Below are 14,744 nucleotides of genomic sequence, written 5' to 3'. Positions count from 1 at the left end.
TAGTCCGCTCATGGCAGATTGGATGGCCCCCTCACGCCGCCAACGCGCATGATGCCGTTCTGCTATGCCGGTGCGAGCCCGGTATGTGTCCGCTAACCGCGAACCAAGGGCCGCCGGTACAATGTTGCTCGCCAATTTGAAGGTCTCACGCAAGATTGCGTTGGGGCTAGCGTGTGTTCTCGTGATGTTTGCATTCACGGGAACCGCATTTTTCTTCGCTCTCCTTGCGATCGACCGCACCACCGAGGACGTCTCGGCGGCCGTCAGTCTAGAGAGAACACTCAGCCGCGCGGCGTCATACGTCTACGACGAGCAGCAGGCGCGTACAGACAACGAGGGCGCGTCTGCCATTCAGGCCGCGTCGAGAAACTTCTCAGAGCAGATCAATAAGGCGCTCGAGAGCGTCAAGACTCACGCAGAACTGGCACCGCTCGCCAGCGAAGTGCAGGCTATCGACAGCGCTGCTGCCGCATGGCGCCGCGCTGTCGGGGGCGACGGCGTAAACACGGGGGACCGTGGCAACGCTGCAGCCGCGTTTGAATCCCTCCGGGCTGCCGCAAAATCCGCCGAACAAAAGACAGATGCGATCGTCGCCGACAAACGCGCCGAGCGGAATTCAGCGCTTTACTGGGCGCACGCTACACAATTGATCGGGAGCCTGATCGCGATCGTCATGGCGTTAATGGCCGGCTGGTGGCTGTCGCGCGTGATTGCCCGGCCGCTGGGACAGATCACTACGGCGGTGCACGCTCTGACTTCCGGCGATCATGATATCGACGTCCCCGCAATCAAGAGCACCGACGAGATTGGCCTCATGGCGCAGGCGGTTGCCACGTTCAAAGAGGCCGCGATCGAAAAGCGGCGTCTGGAGCGGGAGGCCGAAGCTGCGCGCGTTGCTGCCGAAGAAGAGCGGCGCAAGCAGGAGGCCGACAGCCAGTTCTACATCGAGGCGCACAATACGTTCATGCGCGATTTCTCGGCGGCTCTGGAGCGTCTGTCGAAAGGTGACCTTACCTATCGCCTCAACACGCCCTTCACCGAGGACTACGAGAAGATCCGTCACGACTTCAACACGACGGCTTCAAGTCTGCAGGATGCAATCCTGACGATTGCTTCCAGCACGCAGGCGATCCGTTTCGCCACGAGCGAAATCTCGACGGCGGCGGACGATCAATCCCGGCGCACGGCGCAACAGGCGGCAAGCCTGGAGCAGACCGCTGCGGCGCTCGACGAGATCACCGCGACGGTGAAGAAGACCGCCGATGGCGCAGGCCATGCACGCGAAGTGGTTACTTCGGCCAAGTCGGATGCCGAAAAGAGCGATGAGGTGGTGCGCCATGCCATCTCCGCGATGGGCGACATCGAGCGCTCCTCGCAGCAGATCAGCCACATCATCGGCGTGATCGACGAAATCGCCTTCCAGACGAACCTTCTTGCTCTCAACGCCGGTGTCGAGGCTGCTCGCGCTGGCGAGGCGGGCCGCGGCTTTGCCGTCGTCGCATCGGAAGTACGGGCGCTGGCGCAGCGCTCAGCGGAAGCTGCGAAGGAGATCAAGGGACTGATCTCCGCGTCGACCAAGCAGGTCGAGCAGGGTGTCGGACTCGTCGGGCAGATGGGCCAGGCGCTGGATCGCATCATGACCGAGGTCACGGAGATCAACACGATCGTCTCCGAGATCGCGGCGGGCGCGAAGGAGCAGTCTGTCGGTCTGCAGGAGATCAACACCGGCGTCTCGCAGATGGACCAGGTCACGCAGCAGAACGCGGCTATCGTCGAAGAGACGACGGCTGCAAGCCACGGTCTTGCTCGCGAGATCGAGAAGCTGCTGGATCTGGTTGGCCGCTTCGAGACAGGACAGGAGATTGCCGCGGAGCCCGCGCATCGCGAGCATCGCGCAGCATCTCAGAAGACTCGCCCAGCCCTCAAGACCATCGGTGGTCGTGGAGTGCCTTCCGCAGTGCGCAAGCTAGAGGCGATCGCCAATGAGCAGGACTGGGAAGAGTTCTAAGAGCGGAACGCGAAGGGGCACGACCGGGAAGCTGCAGCTCGCCGAGGTTCTCGACCTCACGGCTGCAGCTCCTCTGGCCCAATCGCTCATTCCCCGCCGTGGCAGCGATCTGACCATCGACGCCAGCAAAGTTCGCCGCGTCGGAGCGCAGTGCCTGCAGGTGCTGCTTTCCGCCGAGGCCACGTGGAAGGCGGACGGTGTCCGCCTCACGGTAGAAAATCCAACCGATGAGTTCCTGGCGAGCAGCGAGCTGCTGGGGATTCAAATCAGTCAAGACACGGCACGAGCGGAGCCCGCCTGATGAGCAAGACGATCCTCACTGTCGATGACTCGCGCACCATGCGGGAGATGTTGCTGCTGGCTCTCGAAGATGCCGGTTACCACGTGTTGCAGGCCGAAGACGGCATCAAAGGTCTGGAGGTGCTGCAGGACAAGCGCGCCGACGTGATCATCACCGACATCAACATGCCGCGACTCGATGGCTTCGGCTTCATCGAGCACGTGCGTCGCGATACCTCGCATAGAGCGGTTCCCATCCTGGTGCTGACCACGGAAAGCGACGCCGAGAAGAAGAGCCGTGCTCGCAGCGCGGGCGCGACCGGCTGGATCGTGAAGCCATTCCATCCCGTGAAGCTGGTGGACGCGATCCGCCGGGTTTCAGGCTGATAGATCGGAGAGGGGATAATGGCGGGCAACGAGATGGACTCGCTGAGACAGATCTTCTTCCAGGAGTGCGAGGAGCAGCTCGCCGAACTGGAGTCGGGCCTGCTGGAGATCGAAGGCGGCGGCGAGGATCCGGAGATCGTCAACGCGGTGTTCCGCGCGGTGCATTCGATCAAGGGCGGCGCTGGTGCGTTCGCGCTCGACGAGCTCGTGCGCTTTGCACACGTGTTCGAGACTGTGCTCGATGAGGTGCGCAAGGGTCGGCTCGATCCGGCTGGTGCAGTTGTAGAGGTGCTGCTGCGATCGGCTGACGTTCTCGCGGATCTGGTGCGCGTGGCGCGCGATGGCGGATCGGTCGATGCGGAGCGCATCCGCGCTGGAACCGAGGAGCTGGCATCGCTGAGTGGCACGCCGGTGGCTACCGACGATGCGGCCGAAGAGGAAAGCGTCGAAGACCTCGGGTTCACGCCGGTGGCCGTCGCATTCCCCACCTTCGACGACATAGCGGAGGCACCGGAGACCGAGCCAGAGCCAGAGCCCACGGTTTTCGAATACACGGTAACGTTCAAGCCGCACGCCAGCCTTTACGCCAGTGCCAACGAGCCGGCGGTGCTGCTGCGTGAGCTTGGCCGTCTCGGCGAGATGACGGTCTCCTGCGACACGGGGGCGGTGCCCGCGCTCAGCGAGATTGATCCGGAGGGCTCGTATCTTGCGTGGACGATCGAGCTGAAGACGACGCAGTCGGAAGACGACGTGCGCGCCGTGTTCGAATTCGTCGATGGCGATTGCGATCTTACGATTACGGCGAACAACGGCGCCGCGCCTGCGGCTGAGGACGCCGATTTCGAAGCGCTGCTGCGCAGCATTCGTGAGGCGCCGGTCGACGTCGTCGCCGCTGCGGAGGAGCCTGTCGCTGCTGAACCGGTCGTCGCCGATATTCCCGTTTCTGCCCTGGAACTCGCCGTTGCGGCCCCCGATTTCGCCCCGAAGTCAGACGGGCCCAAGAGGGACGTCAAGCCCGATAAAGCCGACAAGGCGGAGAAGGGCGACAAGTCAGCAGGCGGAGAGGCTGCACAGCAGACGATCCGCGTCGATCTCGATCGCGTCGACCGGCTGATGAACCTCGTCGGCGAGCTGGTGATCAACCAGGCGATGCTGTCGCAGCGGCTGGGCGAAGCAGGGCTTGCGCGCTCTGCCGAATTCGCGACGGGCCTCGATGAATTCGAGCAACTGACGCGCGACATTCAGGAAGGCGTCATGGCCATCCGCGCGCAGCCGGTGAAATCGGTGTTCCAGCGTATGCCGCGTCTCGTGCGCGAGGTGGCGGCGGCGACGCACAAGAAGGTGCGGCTCGTCACCGAAGGCGAGGGGACGGAAGTCGACAAGACAGTTATCGAGCGGCTCGCCGATCCGCTGACGCACATGATCCGCAATGCCATCGATCACGGGCTGGAGAAGCCTGAAGATCGCATCGCCGCGGGCAAGCGCGAGGAAGGCCTCGTGAAGCTTTCGGCTTCGCACCGCTCGGGACGCATCGTCATCGACATTGCCGACGATGGGGCAGGAATCAACCGGCCGCGCGTACGCGCGATCGCCGAGGAGAAGGGCCTTATCCCGGCTAATGCGCAGCTGACGGACGACGAGGTTGACAACCTCATCTTCCTGCCGGGCTTCTCGACGGCATCGACCATCTCGGACATCTCGGGACGCGGTGTTGGCATGGACGTCGTGAAGCGGTCAATCCAGGCGCTTGGCGGGCGCGTGTCGATCACGTCGCGGCCGGGCCAAGGATCGACCTTCACGCTCAGCCTGCCGCTGACGCTAGCGGTGCTTTACGGCATGGTCGTCACGGTTGCCGACCAGACGCTGGTGGTGCCGCTCACCTCGATCATCGAAACGCTGAAACCCAAGCCCGGCGATATCCATGGGTTCGGCGGTGAGGCGCGCGTCATCGCGTTGCGCAACAATTTCATTCCGTTAGTCGACGTCGGCCGGGAGCTTGGTTATCGCAACCACAGTACCGATCCAGGCGCTGGTGTTGCGCTGCTGGTTGAATCCGACGGCGGTGCGCAGAGCGCATTGCTGGTGGACGGCATCCAGGGCCAGCGGCAGGTCGTGATCAAGAGTCTCGAAGCCAATTATGGCCGGGTGCCCGGCATCGCCGCGGCAACAATTCTCGGCGATGGCCGTGTGGCCCTGATCGTCGACGTAGATGCTGTCGTCGCTGCTTCGCGTAACGGCGGCAATCCCGAATCTGTTCTTGCACTGGCAGGATGAATCCAATGAGCGATAGCAGCGCAGCCCTTCTTCAGTCTCGTTCCAACTCCGCCCGGGAGCTGATTGCATTCGCGGTCGGCAGGCAGGAGTTCTGCATCGACGTCATGGCGGTGCGGGAGATCCGCGGCTGGACGCCGGCAACGGTTCTGCCGCACTCGCAGTCGTATGTGCGCGGCGTGATCAACTTGCGCGGCGCCGTGCTGCCGATCATGGATCTTGCGGTGCGGCTCGGCTTTCCGCCGGCAGAGGCGATGGGACGTCATGTCATCATCGTGGTGCAGGTCGGCAGCCAGGTTGTCGGGCTGCTGGTCGATGCCGTGTCCGATATCCTGACCGTTACTGCCGGCGAGATACTGCCGGCGCCGGACGTTGCCTCGGACATGGCCAAGCACTTCGTGTGTGGCCTGCTGGCGATGGAAGGGCGAATGCTCAGCATCCTTTCCGTCGACAGCGTTCTGCCCGAGCGCGAAAGGGCCGAGGTGCAATGACATCCGCCACTGCGAGCACTGTTGGCCGACGCGGGCAACGGCTCATCGAGGGAGAGTTTCCGCTCACCAAGGACGATTTCCGCCAGATCGCGGACATCGCCTACAATGACGCGGGTATCGACCTTGCCGAGTCGAAGGCAAGCCTCGTTTATTCGCGGCTGGCGAAGCGACTGCGCGCGCTGCACCTGGAGAGCTTCCAAAGCTATTGCTCACTGTTGATGCGCGAGGAAGGTACGGCGGAGCGCCAGGAGATGGTGGCGGCGCTGACGACCAACGTCACCCGCTTCTTCCGCGAACCGCATCACTTCGAGCACCTGAAGACGCACGTGCTTCCCCCGCTCGTTTCATTGGCCCGGTCCGGGGCTCCTGTGCGCATCTGGTCGGCCGCCTGCTCGAGCGGGGAGGAGCCCTATTCGATCGCGCTGACGATCCTGTCGGTCATGCCGGATGCAGCTTCGCTGAATGTCAGAGTGCTGGCGAGCGACATCGACCCAAACGTGCTGCAGAGGGGCGAGGCGGGCATCTACAGCGATGCCGCCACCGTCTCCATCCCGGTCGATGCGCGCAAGCGGTGGTTCAAGTCCGTCGATGGCCGTGACGGCAAGAGCTGGCGTGTCGGCGAGGAGATGCGCCGGCTCGTTGCATTCCGGAAGTTGAACCTGATCGGCCCGTGGCCAATGCGCGGGCCGTTCCACGCCATCTTCTGCCGCAACGCGCTCATCTATTTCAAAGAAGCGACGCAGGTCGATATCTGGTGCCGCTTCGCACCGCTGCTCGTGCCTGGCGGGCGGCTCTATATCGGCCACTCGGAGCGCGTGTTCGGAGACGCTGCACCGCTATTCGTCAACGAGGCCATCACAACCTATCGGCGGGGGGGCGCTGCGGCATGACAACTGTACGTGTCCTGGTTGTCGATGATTCCGCCACCATGCGTGGTCTCATCTCGCTTGCGCTGCGGCGCGATCCGGAAATCGAGGTCGTGGGCACGGCGAGCAATCCGCTCACCGCGCGCGATGCCATCAAGACGCATAACCCAGACGTCATCACGCTCGACGTCGAAATGCCGGGCATGAACGGCCTCGAATTCCTGGAAAAGATCGTGCGGCTGCGGCCGACGCCGGTGGTGATGGTCTCGAACCTCACAGGCAAGGGTACCGAGACGGCGATCGAAGCAATGCAGATCGGCGCCGTGGAGTGCATTGCGAAGCCGGCGCCGGGCGACACCCTGCCGTTCGCCGAGCTGCCGCGCATCGTGAAGGCGGCCGCTGGCGCTCGTGTCCGGTCGCGCGCCATGGCGGCGGCCAGTGAGCCCGGTCCGCGCGAGCAACGCCGCCCACTCGTCAATGCTTATGATCCCGACGGGCGGATCGTCGCCGTTGGATCGTCGACGGGCGGCGTCGAAGCGCTGTCGGCACTGATCTCGCAGCTTCCCGCGAACTGCCCGCCGATGCTGATCGTGCAGCACATGCCACCGGATTTCACGGCAAGCCTTGCGGCGCGGCTCGATCGGCTCAACGCACCGAAAGTTTCCGAAGCTGCTGACGGCATGGCGGTCGAGAACGGGCGCGTCTACATCGCGCCGGGCGGGCCGAAGCATCTCGAGGTCGAGAAGAGCGCCGGCGGCTTGCGCTGCCGACTGCGCGCCGCTCCGGCCGTCAACGGGCATTCGCCTTCGGTGGACGTGCTGTTCAATTCGGTTGCGAGACATGTCGGATCGAACGCGATCGGCGTCATCCTCACCGGGATGGGGCGCGACGGCGCGCAAGGTCTCAAGGAAATGCGCGACACAGGCGCACGCACAATTGGCCAGGACGAAGCGTCCAGCCTCATCTACGGCATGCCAAGAGCAGCTTTTGAGGTCGGAGCAGTGGAGCGACAGCTGCCCCTTGATCGGATCGCAAACGCGGTTCTCGTCATGACCAATCTCCGCGGTCGTCAAGGGAGGGAGAACAACTAATGGCACTCGCAGACCAACTGAAGATCCTCATCGTTGACGATACGACGACCAGCCGCATGCTGGTGCGCGATGGACTGCAGGAAATCGGGATCAAGAACATCTCGTTCGCCTCGGACGGCGAACAGGGCCTGAAGCACGTGATGACGCAGCAGACGCATCTCGTCATCTCGGACTTCAATATGCCCAAGCTCGATGGTCTCGGACTGCTGCGCGCAATTCGTCAACACACGCCGACGCAGAAGCTGCCGTTCATCATGCTGACGGGCAAAGGCGACAAGGAGCTGGTGCAGAAGGCGATCCAGTTCGGGATCAACAACTACCTGACGAAGCCATTCACGGTTCCGGCGCTCAAGACAGCGCTCGAAGCCGTTGTCGGCAAGCTCAATTGATGACGCAAACGCTTACCAGACGCCACGTGATGGAAGGCCAGTACCACGTCTCGGACGATCCCGATCTCGTCCTGACGACGGTGCTGGGCTCATGCGTCTCCGCATGCCTTCGCGATCCCGTGGCGCGCATCGGCGGCATGAACCACTTTCTGCTGCCGGGAGATGGTGAGCGGTTGAAGACGCGCGATGCCGAGCGTTACGGCGTGCACCTGATGGAACTGCTCGTCAACGGGCTGATGTCGATGGGCGCCAACCGCGCACGGCTCGAAGCAAAGCTTTTCGGCGGGGCGCGGACGATCTTCAAGAACTCGGACGTCGGCGGAATGAACGCCACCTTCGCTGAGGGCTTCCTGCGCAATGAAGGCATCGCCATCGTGAGCAGCAGCCTTGGCGGCAGCTCCGGTCGGCGGTTGGAATATTGGCCGGTTTCCGGCCGTGCACGGCAAATCTTTATCGGTGATGCGGGTATCATAGCTAAACCCGCGGCGGCGCCAAAACCGTTGCCGGATGGAGATCTCGAACTGTTCTGAGGGGCCGGGCGCGCTGCGACCGGAAGCGTACATGAGTAAGCCTGCCGCGCCGGACATTGCGCATACGCCGCTTCCAGCGTTGCTGGAGGTCGTCGGCGAAGAGTTGCATCAGCTTGCCGCCGATGTTGAGCGCCTGCACACGATCGTGGAGCTGCCGGGCGTTCGGCAATCGCTGCGCGACGCCCAGTGCTTCGATGTCCTGCAGGGCATCGATCATGTGACGCAGAACCTCGCCGGGCTGTCCAAGTTTCTCGCCAACATCGCAACGACCGCTCCTGACGCCTGGACGCTGGATACGCGGTCGGCATGCGATGCGGTGCTGCTCGCTGCGCTGTCAGAGCGCTTGAAGCAACCGAGCCAGCCGCGGCAGGCCAACGCGGGAGGCGATGAATGCGAGTTTTTCTGAATAATGCGAAGGCGCGCCCCTGCTTTGCCCAGGTACTGGAAGAGGCGGCGCGGGCTGCCGGTATCGATGGCGATCAGCGGCGCGAAACAACGCGGCCGAGGCCTGTCGGCCCGTCACTGCTGGATGTGCTTACCGATGCTGTCCGCGAGCTGCGGGTGTCGAACCTCTCGGTGATGCTGCAGGCCTACCTCGAACAGCAAAGCACGCGCAAGCCAACACCGCGGCGGCCGATGGCGACCGATCCGCAATCGATTTCGGCAGAGCTGCGCATCACCGACAAGATGACATCGCCCGAGCTTGCGCGTCTGCGGCGCCGGTTCGCGATGGCCAACCATCCTGACCGCGTGCTGGCGGACGAGCGCGAGATTGCGACGCGCCGCATGATGGTCGCCAACATGCTGATCGATCGCGCGATGAAGCGCAGGATGTGTCAGTGATGAGGTGCGGCAAAAGCTTCGAACGCACGAAAGGCAACAATTCGATCTATTGCTTTGAGAGGACGCGAAGACCTCCGAACTAAGATCGATCCAACGCGCCGAAGAGCGCGCAGTGCTTCAGTGGGGTTGGTCAATCAATGTCGGCCGATAGAAATCTGGCGGTGATCGAAGAACGCCGCGACAGCATCCGCGAATGGTTGCTCAGCCAGGCCGTGCAAACCAATCTGGAGCAGCGCCATCTGGATTCTGGATCGCGCGAGGAAGCCTACTGGCATCACGGCTACCAGGCAGCGCTCGACGATATGCTAAAGCTGCTCGGCCGCTAGTAGCAGCGGCGGCGATCGTCCACGGCGCTCAAGGCTTGGTGTGGTGGTAGATCTTGCAGCGCGGGCACTCCCACGTCGTTCCCTTAGGCCGGCTTGGATGGATGCGATTGCTGGGCGGGGCGAAGTCGTGAAACAACTCGCATTCCTTTTCGAAGGCAGCGCGCGCCGAAGCGAAAAAGCCCACTTTGAACAGCGCATCTGAGCCGATGCATTCGCATAGACGGCTGCGCACGTCGCTGTCGGAACGGCCGACGTGCTTGACGCGGAAGTTGCCACCGGGATCGGTGCTGCCGAGCGCGAAAACGCCGGCAGTACGCCGAGCAACGGCGTGGTTGATCCCGTCGTAGCTCAGCCGGTAAGGACCGAGCAGCCCCGTGTTTGCAGCCATCGTTCGTCCCCCACGCGGCTCTTCCCCGCCGCGGCAATCAACTGTCGCTAACGCCCGCAGTAGCTGCGTGCGTCCGTAGTCCACTCACCAAAGCCCGCCTCGACCATATTGCCAATGACGCGGCAGACATAGGACTTTTGGGCCGGCAAATTGTTTGGCCCGGCATGGTAGCGGGCTATCGCCTTCGTCCACGTGCCCTCGCGCTCCTTCAGCTCGCTGAGAAAGCGCGCGGCGTAAGAGACGTTCTTGGCCGGGTCGAACATTTCCTCGAGCGAACCGAAGTTCTCCGAGTGGTAGCGGTGATTGATCTGCATGCAGCCGACGTCGATATGCTTGGCGCCGCCACGGCTGGCCTGCCGAAACGTGCTGAGCGCCGCCGGCTTGTTGGGCTCATAGGCGGCGCGGCCATCGATGTTCAAAGCATAAGGCTGCAAGGTGCCGCCGTGGCCGGACTCCGAGAGGCCGATCGCATAGAGCATGCCGAGCGGGACGTTGTGGATGGCGGCGGCACGCACGAGCTCGCGCTCGCACACGTTCTCGCCGCTATCGAGCGCCATCGCGGACGCGCTAGATATAAACGCCGCCACTAGAGCGAGTATTCGTCGTCTCATAGCTGTCGTTCCGGCTGATCTGGGGATTGGTGTCACCGTTGGCCGAGCCGCGCTGCCCCTCTCCTTGTCCCTGGCGCTGATGCGCCGATGGGCCGGACTGCGACTGCGCCTGCGATTGCAGGTTGGTTCCGGCGCTGGTCTGGGAAACCTGCTGCCCGGAGCTGCCCGCATCGGCGATGCGCACTGAAGCGGTGTCGATGTTGTAGCCAGCGCCGCGCAGCAGCTTTGCGAGCGTATCCTGATCGGCGCGGATCATATCGGCGGTGTCGCTGCGGTCTGCCTCGACATGCACAGTGAGTTCCTGATCCTTCAGCTCCATGCGGACAGTCACCGTGCCGAGGTCGATCGGCTGCAACTGAATGTGGAGGACCTTGAGCGCGGGCTTGCTGCCGGTCTGATCGGCCGGCGAGGTAAGGCGCTCGATGAACTCGGGGCCTGTGCCTGCCTCGCTGACGACCTGATCGGCGATCTGCTGCGCCGGGCGCGTCATAGCCGATGATAGATCGTCGGCGGATGTCATGATGCCATCTGCCGGTGCCGCTGCGGATTGATCGGCGGCGAGCCGCTCGGCTCCCTGTCCGGGCAGCTTGCCGTCCTCATTTGTGGCGTGAGGTTGTGGCCCGGCTGTCGGCGACGTGACAGGTGCGAAGTGCGCTTCCTGACGCAAAACGTTTGTGGCGGTGCGCTTCGTCTGGCCCGGCTGTTCGCTCCGCTGTGGCACCGCCGCTGCTGCGCTGGCTGCCAGCTGTGCGGGTGGAAGCTCTGCGTCAGCACCTTCCACCATTACGTCAGCCGGGGACGGCTGCTGTGCACCGGGCAGAGCCCTGTCGGTATCGAGACGGTCAGATGCTGCAGCGGCATCATTGGCCGAGGCGGCGGCGTTGGCGATGTCTTGCGCGACATCAGCGGTGATCGGCGCTGCTGCGTGCTGCGGCTGGCTCGGCTGCGGCTGCTGGGATTCGGGCGAGTTGGCAACCGGCGTCTGCTGGGCATTGAGTGCTGCTGCGGCGATGGCACTGAGGCCAAGCACGTCTGCGGCCGCCGCTTGGCCCGCAGGCACAGCGACGTCAGCCAGCGTATCATCGCTGCCGAGGGTGAGATCAATCTCGGCAAAGAGATCGGCGGTGAAGTCTGCTTCCGCCGCATCGGCTTTGCCCGCGGACTGCTGGGCAGCGTCCTGATCCCGCGCGCCGGCGCGCTCGGTCGATCTCGACGCCTGGCGTGGCGCAACGTCCTTGGGGGCGCGGCCGTCGCCTTGCTCGAGCTTGTTCAGGACGTCGCCAAAGCCGCTGTCGCCGTCGTCGGCTGGCGCATCACCCTTCGTACCAGAATCGCGTGCACCAACTGGTGCGGCTCTGGCCGGGATTTGGGCGGCAACGCTTCCTGGCGTCGTCATTGGGCACCCTCATTCAAGAGCTGATCGACACGAGCGATGGCTTGCTGCGCACTGCTGACGACCGGCGGCGCGTTGTCGGCGTCGGCTGGCTTGTCGTTGGCTTCTGCGACGGCTGCCGCTTGCGCAAGAGATGGGGCCCGTGAGATGTCCTTCGCCACATCGAGCGCGGCGTCGAGGAGCGCCTCCTCGTGGGCGCCAAGCTTGGACCTATCGATGCTCCAAAGCGCTCGGGATGCCTCATCGAAATTATCGGTTACAATGAGCGCGGCGGCCTCGAACAGGCGCATTCGCGTCGCCTCTTGCGGGTACTGCTTGGGGTCGATAGCGGCGATGCGGCCTGCAAAGCGCACCAGCTCCACATTTGCAATCGCGATCGCTTCCTCGGCAATGGCTAGAGAGGCCTCGATGCGTGGGACGTCGGGTAGCTCTCGCAGTGCGGCGTCGAGCTTTGCGAGCCGCTTCTCATCGTCTGCATACTTGTGGGCGACGATCTCCTGCGCGAACTGGCGCGCGAACGTCCCAACGAAGATAGACGAGCCGAAGCGGCGAAGATACTGCGCGGACAGCGCATCGAACCTGTCGAGCTGGCCCATCTTGGCAATGAGGATCGTCTCACGACGCAGGGCCGATTCCTCGACAATCGTTCCAGGAGAAATCACCCGCGCCCTGTCGAGCAGGCTCGCCGCCTTGGCCTGGTCGTCCTTTATGACCAGCAGGGCCCGGACAAGGGCAACATGGCCACCGACGGTGCGGTCGAGGGCTTCAACGTCGATGCCCTCGAACTGCTCGGCGGCTTCGGCGTCGCGGCGCTCGCTATATGCCAGCGCTCCTTTGACCAGCCGCTCATCGATGCCGAGCTCCTTGCCCGACGCTGTCAGGTTGCGGAGAATGCGTGGGTCACCTCCGCTCAGTACATAGATCACGGCGGCGCGGACGTTGCGCGGGTCGGTCCATGCCTGAGGCCCGAACTGGGTCAACTGCATGGCGACCCTGGCGATGCGTTCGCTCTGCTCCTTGCGCGCTCGCGTGCCTTTGAGCGCTGCGTCGTCCTGATATTTCTGTAACTCGCGGACGAGCTCATAGGGCTGCTGCCCGTGCTCTTGCGCGGCCACCGCAGGGGCGAGCGGCAGCACACCAACGAGCAGCAGAACTGAGCAGAGCGCAGCCCGCATCAAGACTTGTCCTTTGCGAGCAGGATCTCGATGCGACGGTTCTCAGCTGCAAGCGGATTGTCGCTGTCCTTGAGCTGGTGATCGGCGTGTCCCTCGATGCGATTGATGCGGCTTTCCGAGATGCCGGATCGCATCAGCATGTAATACGCCATCTGCGCTCTGGCGGTGGAAAGCCGCCAGTTGTCGTAGCCGCCGGGGCGGAACGGCCTGCCGTCGGTGTGACCGCGAATGACGATTTGCTCGGGACGATCGACGAGGGTCTTGCCGATCTTCTCCAGCAGCACCACCAGTTCGGGCTGTGGCTCGGCTGATGCGATGCCGAACATCTCGAAGTCAGGCTGGTCGGTTATGGAAATCAAGACGCCTTCGTCGGTACGACGGACATCGATGCCGGGGATCGGTGACAGGCCCGCCTGCTCGATCGCCTGCTCAATAGGATTACGCAGATCTTCAGGCGCATCCTTCATATCAACGCGTTGGGCGATCTGGGCCTCGAGGCCTTGCGGCTGCGATGCTGAGCCGCCTGCCCCGGCAGCCCCATCGTGCGCTGCGCCCTGCGGCGTCTCGAAACGAGAGTCCGGATCGAAGGGATCACGGAACGCCTCGCCAGCGTGACGGGGTGCAATACCGGTGCCGCCTTTAGCAGCCTCTTTCCCAGCTTCGGCGGCGAGCTTGTCGAGCGCTGCATAGGGCTCGCTGAACAGCTCGGCATCTTTGGCAGCGCCGTTCTCGGATTTCTTCTCCGACTTGCTGCCTTTGTGCTTCGATGAGGAATCGGGGGCGGCCTTGTCGCCGTCGCCGTTCTCGCTGCCGGGCTCGACGGCGAATATGCCCTTCGGTCGGGCGGTGGAATCGTTGAGACGCACCGGGTTGAAGTAGTTCGCGACGCCAGTGATCGTCTTGTCATCGGTGGCATTGATCAGCCACATGACCATGAAGAACGCCATGAGTGCCGTCATGAAGTCGGCGTGGGCGATCTTCCAAACGCCGCCGTGATGCGGTGCGTCGTCCCCGTTGCCGCGGCGGCGGATGATGACCAACTCGTGGTGCTGCGTGTCCTCGCCGCTGTCGTTCTGCCCATTCGTCATGCGGACTGTCCCTCGCTCGCATTGAGCCACGATGCGATGCGGGTCTCGAGCAAGGACGCACCGGCTTTGATCTGAATGTCGGTCTTATCGGTGACCGTGTAGACCGGGTCTGCAATCGACGCGGGCAGGCTGTCTCGCACGATTGAGAGGAGATCTTCGGGACCTGATATCTGGAGGCCGATACCCGGATTGGTGGCAGCCAGATCGACAATGATGTTGCGCAACTGCTGCACGGCCTGGGTACGGGCCGATTGCGAAACCAACGGCATTAGAACGCGCTCTGCGGCCGTCGCGATCTGGTCTTCCAACTCACCGAACGCAGCGGCGATCTGCGCGGAAATACCGGAGCCGGTATCTGCGCACCACGCTTCGCGTGCTTCGGCTGTGCTCTTTTCCCAGGCGGCTTTCTGTGCCTCGAGGTGGGCGATGGCTTCAGCTTCAGCCAGCCTCTTACCTTCCTCGATACCACGCGCGTAAGCGTCCGCTAGCCGCTCTTCCCAGTCCGCTTCGGGCGTTGCCGCGGCAAGCGGGGATTCCTCGCGTGCCGCTGCGACGAGCGGCGCGGCACCGAAATCAACCAGGAAGTGCGCTACTGGGGCGACGCTCAA

18 protein-coding genes are annotated in these 14,744 nt (G+C 63.5%); 12 read left to right on the top strand and 6 right to left on the bottom strand.

All coding sequences use genetic code 11. The features are described 5' to 3' along the window. Positions 1-121: 121 nt before the first annotated feature. The 12 genes from ACP15D_RS14330 to ACP15D_RS14275 all read left to right on the top strand — a co-directional run bounded on the left by ACP15D_RS14330 (position 122) and on the right by ACP15D_RS14275 (position 9,481). Complete coding sequence (locus tag ACP15D_RS14330; protein ID WP_424958120.1) at positions 122-2,008, top strand: methyl-accepting chemotaxis protein; 1,887 nt, start codon at positions 122-124, stop codon at positions 2,006-2,008. After that, complete coding sequence (locus ACP15D_RS14325; RefSeq protein ID WP_424958119.1) at positions 1,983-2,309, top strand: STAS domain-containing protein; 327 nt, start codon at positions 1,983-1,985, stop codon at positions 2,307-2,309. Before ACP15D_RS14330 ends, ACP15D_RS14325 begins: the two co-directional genes overlap by 26 nt. Further along, positions 2,309-2,674, top strand: coding sequence for a response regulator (locus ACP15D_RS14320; protein WP_072371055.1), 366 nt, complete (start codon positions 2,309-2,311; stop codon positions 2,672-2,674). The genes ACP15D_RS14325 and ACP15D_RS14320 overlap by 1 nt, the downstream gene beginning before the upstream one ends. 18 nt (positions 2,675-2,692) lie before the next feature. Continuing rightward, the gene (locus tag ACP15D_RS14315) at positions 2,693-4,948 is read left to right on the top strand and encodes a chemotaxis protein CheA (protein ID WP_424958118.1); all 2,256 of its coding nucleotides are present in this window, start codon (positions 2,693-2,695) and stop codon (positions 4,946-4,948) included. Next, entirely contained in the window at positions 4,945-5,436 is a 492-nt protein-coding gene (locus ACP15D_RS14310; RefSeq protein ID WP_424958117.1) for a chemotaxis protein CheW, read from the top strand. The genes ACP15D_RS14315 and ACP15D_RS14310 overlap by 4 nt, the downstream gene beginning before the upstream one ends. Beyond that, positions 5,433-6,326, top strand: a complete 894-nt coding sequence (locus tag ACP15D_RS14305) for a CheR family methyltransferase (RefSeq protein WP_424958116.1) — start codon at positions 5,433-5,435, stop codon at positions 6,324-6,326. The genes ACP15D_RS14310 and ACP15D_RS14305 overlap by 4 nt, the downstream gene beginning before the upstream one ends. Continuing rightward, positions 6,323-7,393 (top strand): protein-glutamate methylesterase/protein-glutamine glutaminase, encoded by a 1,071-nt coding sequence (locus tag ACP15D_RS14300; RefSeq protein ID WP_424958115.1) that lies wholly within the window; start codon positions 6,323-6,325, stop codon positions 7,391-7,393. Before ACP15D_RS14305 ends, ACP15D_RS14300 begins: the two co-directional genes overlap by 4 nt. Further along, entirely contained in the window at positions 7,393-7,782 is a 390-nt protein-coding gene (locus tag ACP15D_RS14295; protein WP_072371042.1) for a response regulator, read from the top strand. The genes ACP15D_RS14300 and ACP15D_RS14295 overlap by 1 nt, the downstream gene beginning before the upstream one ends. Then, on the top strand, positions 7,779-8,312 hold the full coding sequence (locus ACP15D_RS14290; RefSeq protein ID WP_424958114.1) for a chemotaxis protein CheD: 534 nt from the start codon (positions 7,779-7,781) through the stop codon (positions 8,310-8,312). The genes ACP15D_RS14295 and ACP15D_RS14290 overlap by 4 nt, the downstream gene beginning before the upstream one ends. A 31-nt stretch (positions 8,313-8,343) precedes the next feature. Further along, positions 8,344-8,718: a hypothetical protein gene (locus ACP15D_RS14285; protein WP_424958113.1), complete on the top strand. Its 375-nt coding sequence runs from the start codon at positions 8,344-8,346 to the stop codon at positions 8,716-8,718. Beyond that, the gene (locus tag ACP15D_RS14280) at positions 8,703-9,155 is read left to right on the top strand and encodes a hypothetical protein (RefSeq protein ID WP_424958112.1); all 453 of its coding nucleotides are present in this window, start codon (positions 8,703-8,705) and stop codon (positions 9,153-9,155) included. Before ACP15D_RS14285 ends, ACP15D_RS14280 begins: the two co-directional genes overlap by 16 nt. Positions 9,156-9,292: 137 nt before the next feature. Further along, on the top strand, positions 9,293-9,481 hold the full coding sequence (locus tag ACP15D_RS14275; RefSeq protein ID WP_072371030.1) for a hypothetical protein: 189 nt from the start codon (positions 9,293-9,295) through the stop codon (positions 9,479-9,481). Between the two features lie 28 nt (positions 9,482-9,509). Here the strand turns inward: ACP15D_RS14275 and ACP15D_RS14270 are convergent, their stop codons facing one another. From ACP15D_RS14270 to ACP15D_RS14245, 6 genes are read right to left on the bottom strand one after another with little or no spacing between them, the layout of a single operon-like run. Beyond that, positions 9,510-9,869 (bottom strand): hypothetical protein, encoded by a 360-nt coding sequence (locus ACP15D_RS14270; protein WP_072371027.1) that lies wholly within the window; start codon positions 9,867-9,869, stop codon positions 9,510-9,512. A 47-nt stretch (positions 9,870-9,916) separates the two neighbouring features. Then, the gene (locus tag ACP15D_RS14265) at positions 9,917-10,480 is read right to left on the bottom strand and encodes a transglycosylase SLT domain-containing protein (RefSeq protein WP_424958111.1); all 564 of its coding nucleotides are present in this window, start codon (positions 10,478-10,480) and stop codon (positions 9,917-9,919) included. Continuing rightward, positions 10,437-11,876, bottom strand: a complete 1,440-nt coding sequence (locus ACP15D_RS14260; RefSeq protein ID WP_424958110.1) for a flagellar hook-length control protein FliK — start codon at positions 11,874-11,876, stop codon at positions 10,437-10,439. Before ACP15D_RS14260 ends, ACP15D_RS14265 begins: the two co-directional genes overlap by 44 nt. Next, complete coding sequence (locus ACP15D_RS14255) at positions 11,873-13,048, bottom strand: hypothetical protein (RefSeq protein WP_424958109.1); 1,176 nt, start codon at positions 13,046-13,048, stop codon at positions 11,873-11,875. The genes ACP15D_RS14260 and ACP15D_RS14255 overlap by 4 nt, the downstream gene beginning before the upstream one ends. Next, entirely contained in the window at positions 13,048-14,136 is a 1,089-nt protein-coding gene (locus tag ACP15D_RS14250) for a flagellar motor protein MotB (protein WP_424958108.1), read from the bottom strand. Before ACP15D_RS14250 ends, ACP15D_RS14255 begins: the two co-directional genes overlap by 1 nt. Continuing rightward, positions 14,133-14,744 carry a hypothetical protein gene (locus tag ACP15D_RS14245; RefSeq protein ID WP_424958107.1) on the bottom strand — a complete coding sequence of 204 codons (612 nt, stop codon included), beginning with the start codon at positions 14,742-14,744 and terminating at the stop codon, positions 14,133-14,135. The genes ACP15D_RS14250 and ACP15D_RS14245 overlap by 4 nt, the downstream gene beginning before the upstream one ends.

Origin of the sequence: Hyphomicrobium sp. 1Nfss2.1 (assembly GCF_965243865.1) — a bacterium.
Taxonomy (GTDB): Bacteria; Pseudomonadota; Alphaproteobacteria; order Rhizobiales; family Hyphomicrobiaceae; genus Hyphomicrobium_A.
This window is presented reverse-complemented; position numbering and strand designations above follow the sequence as displayed.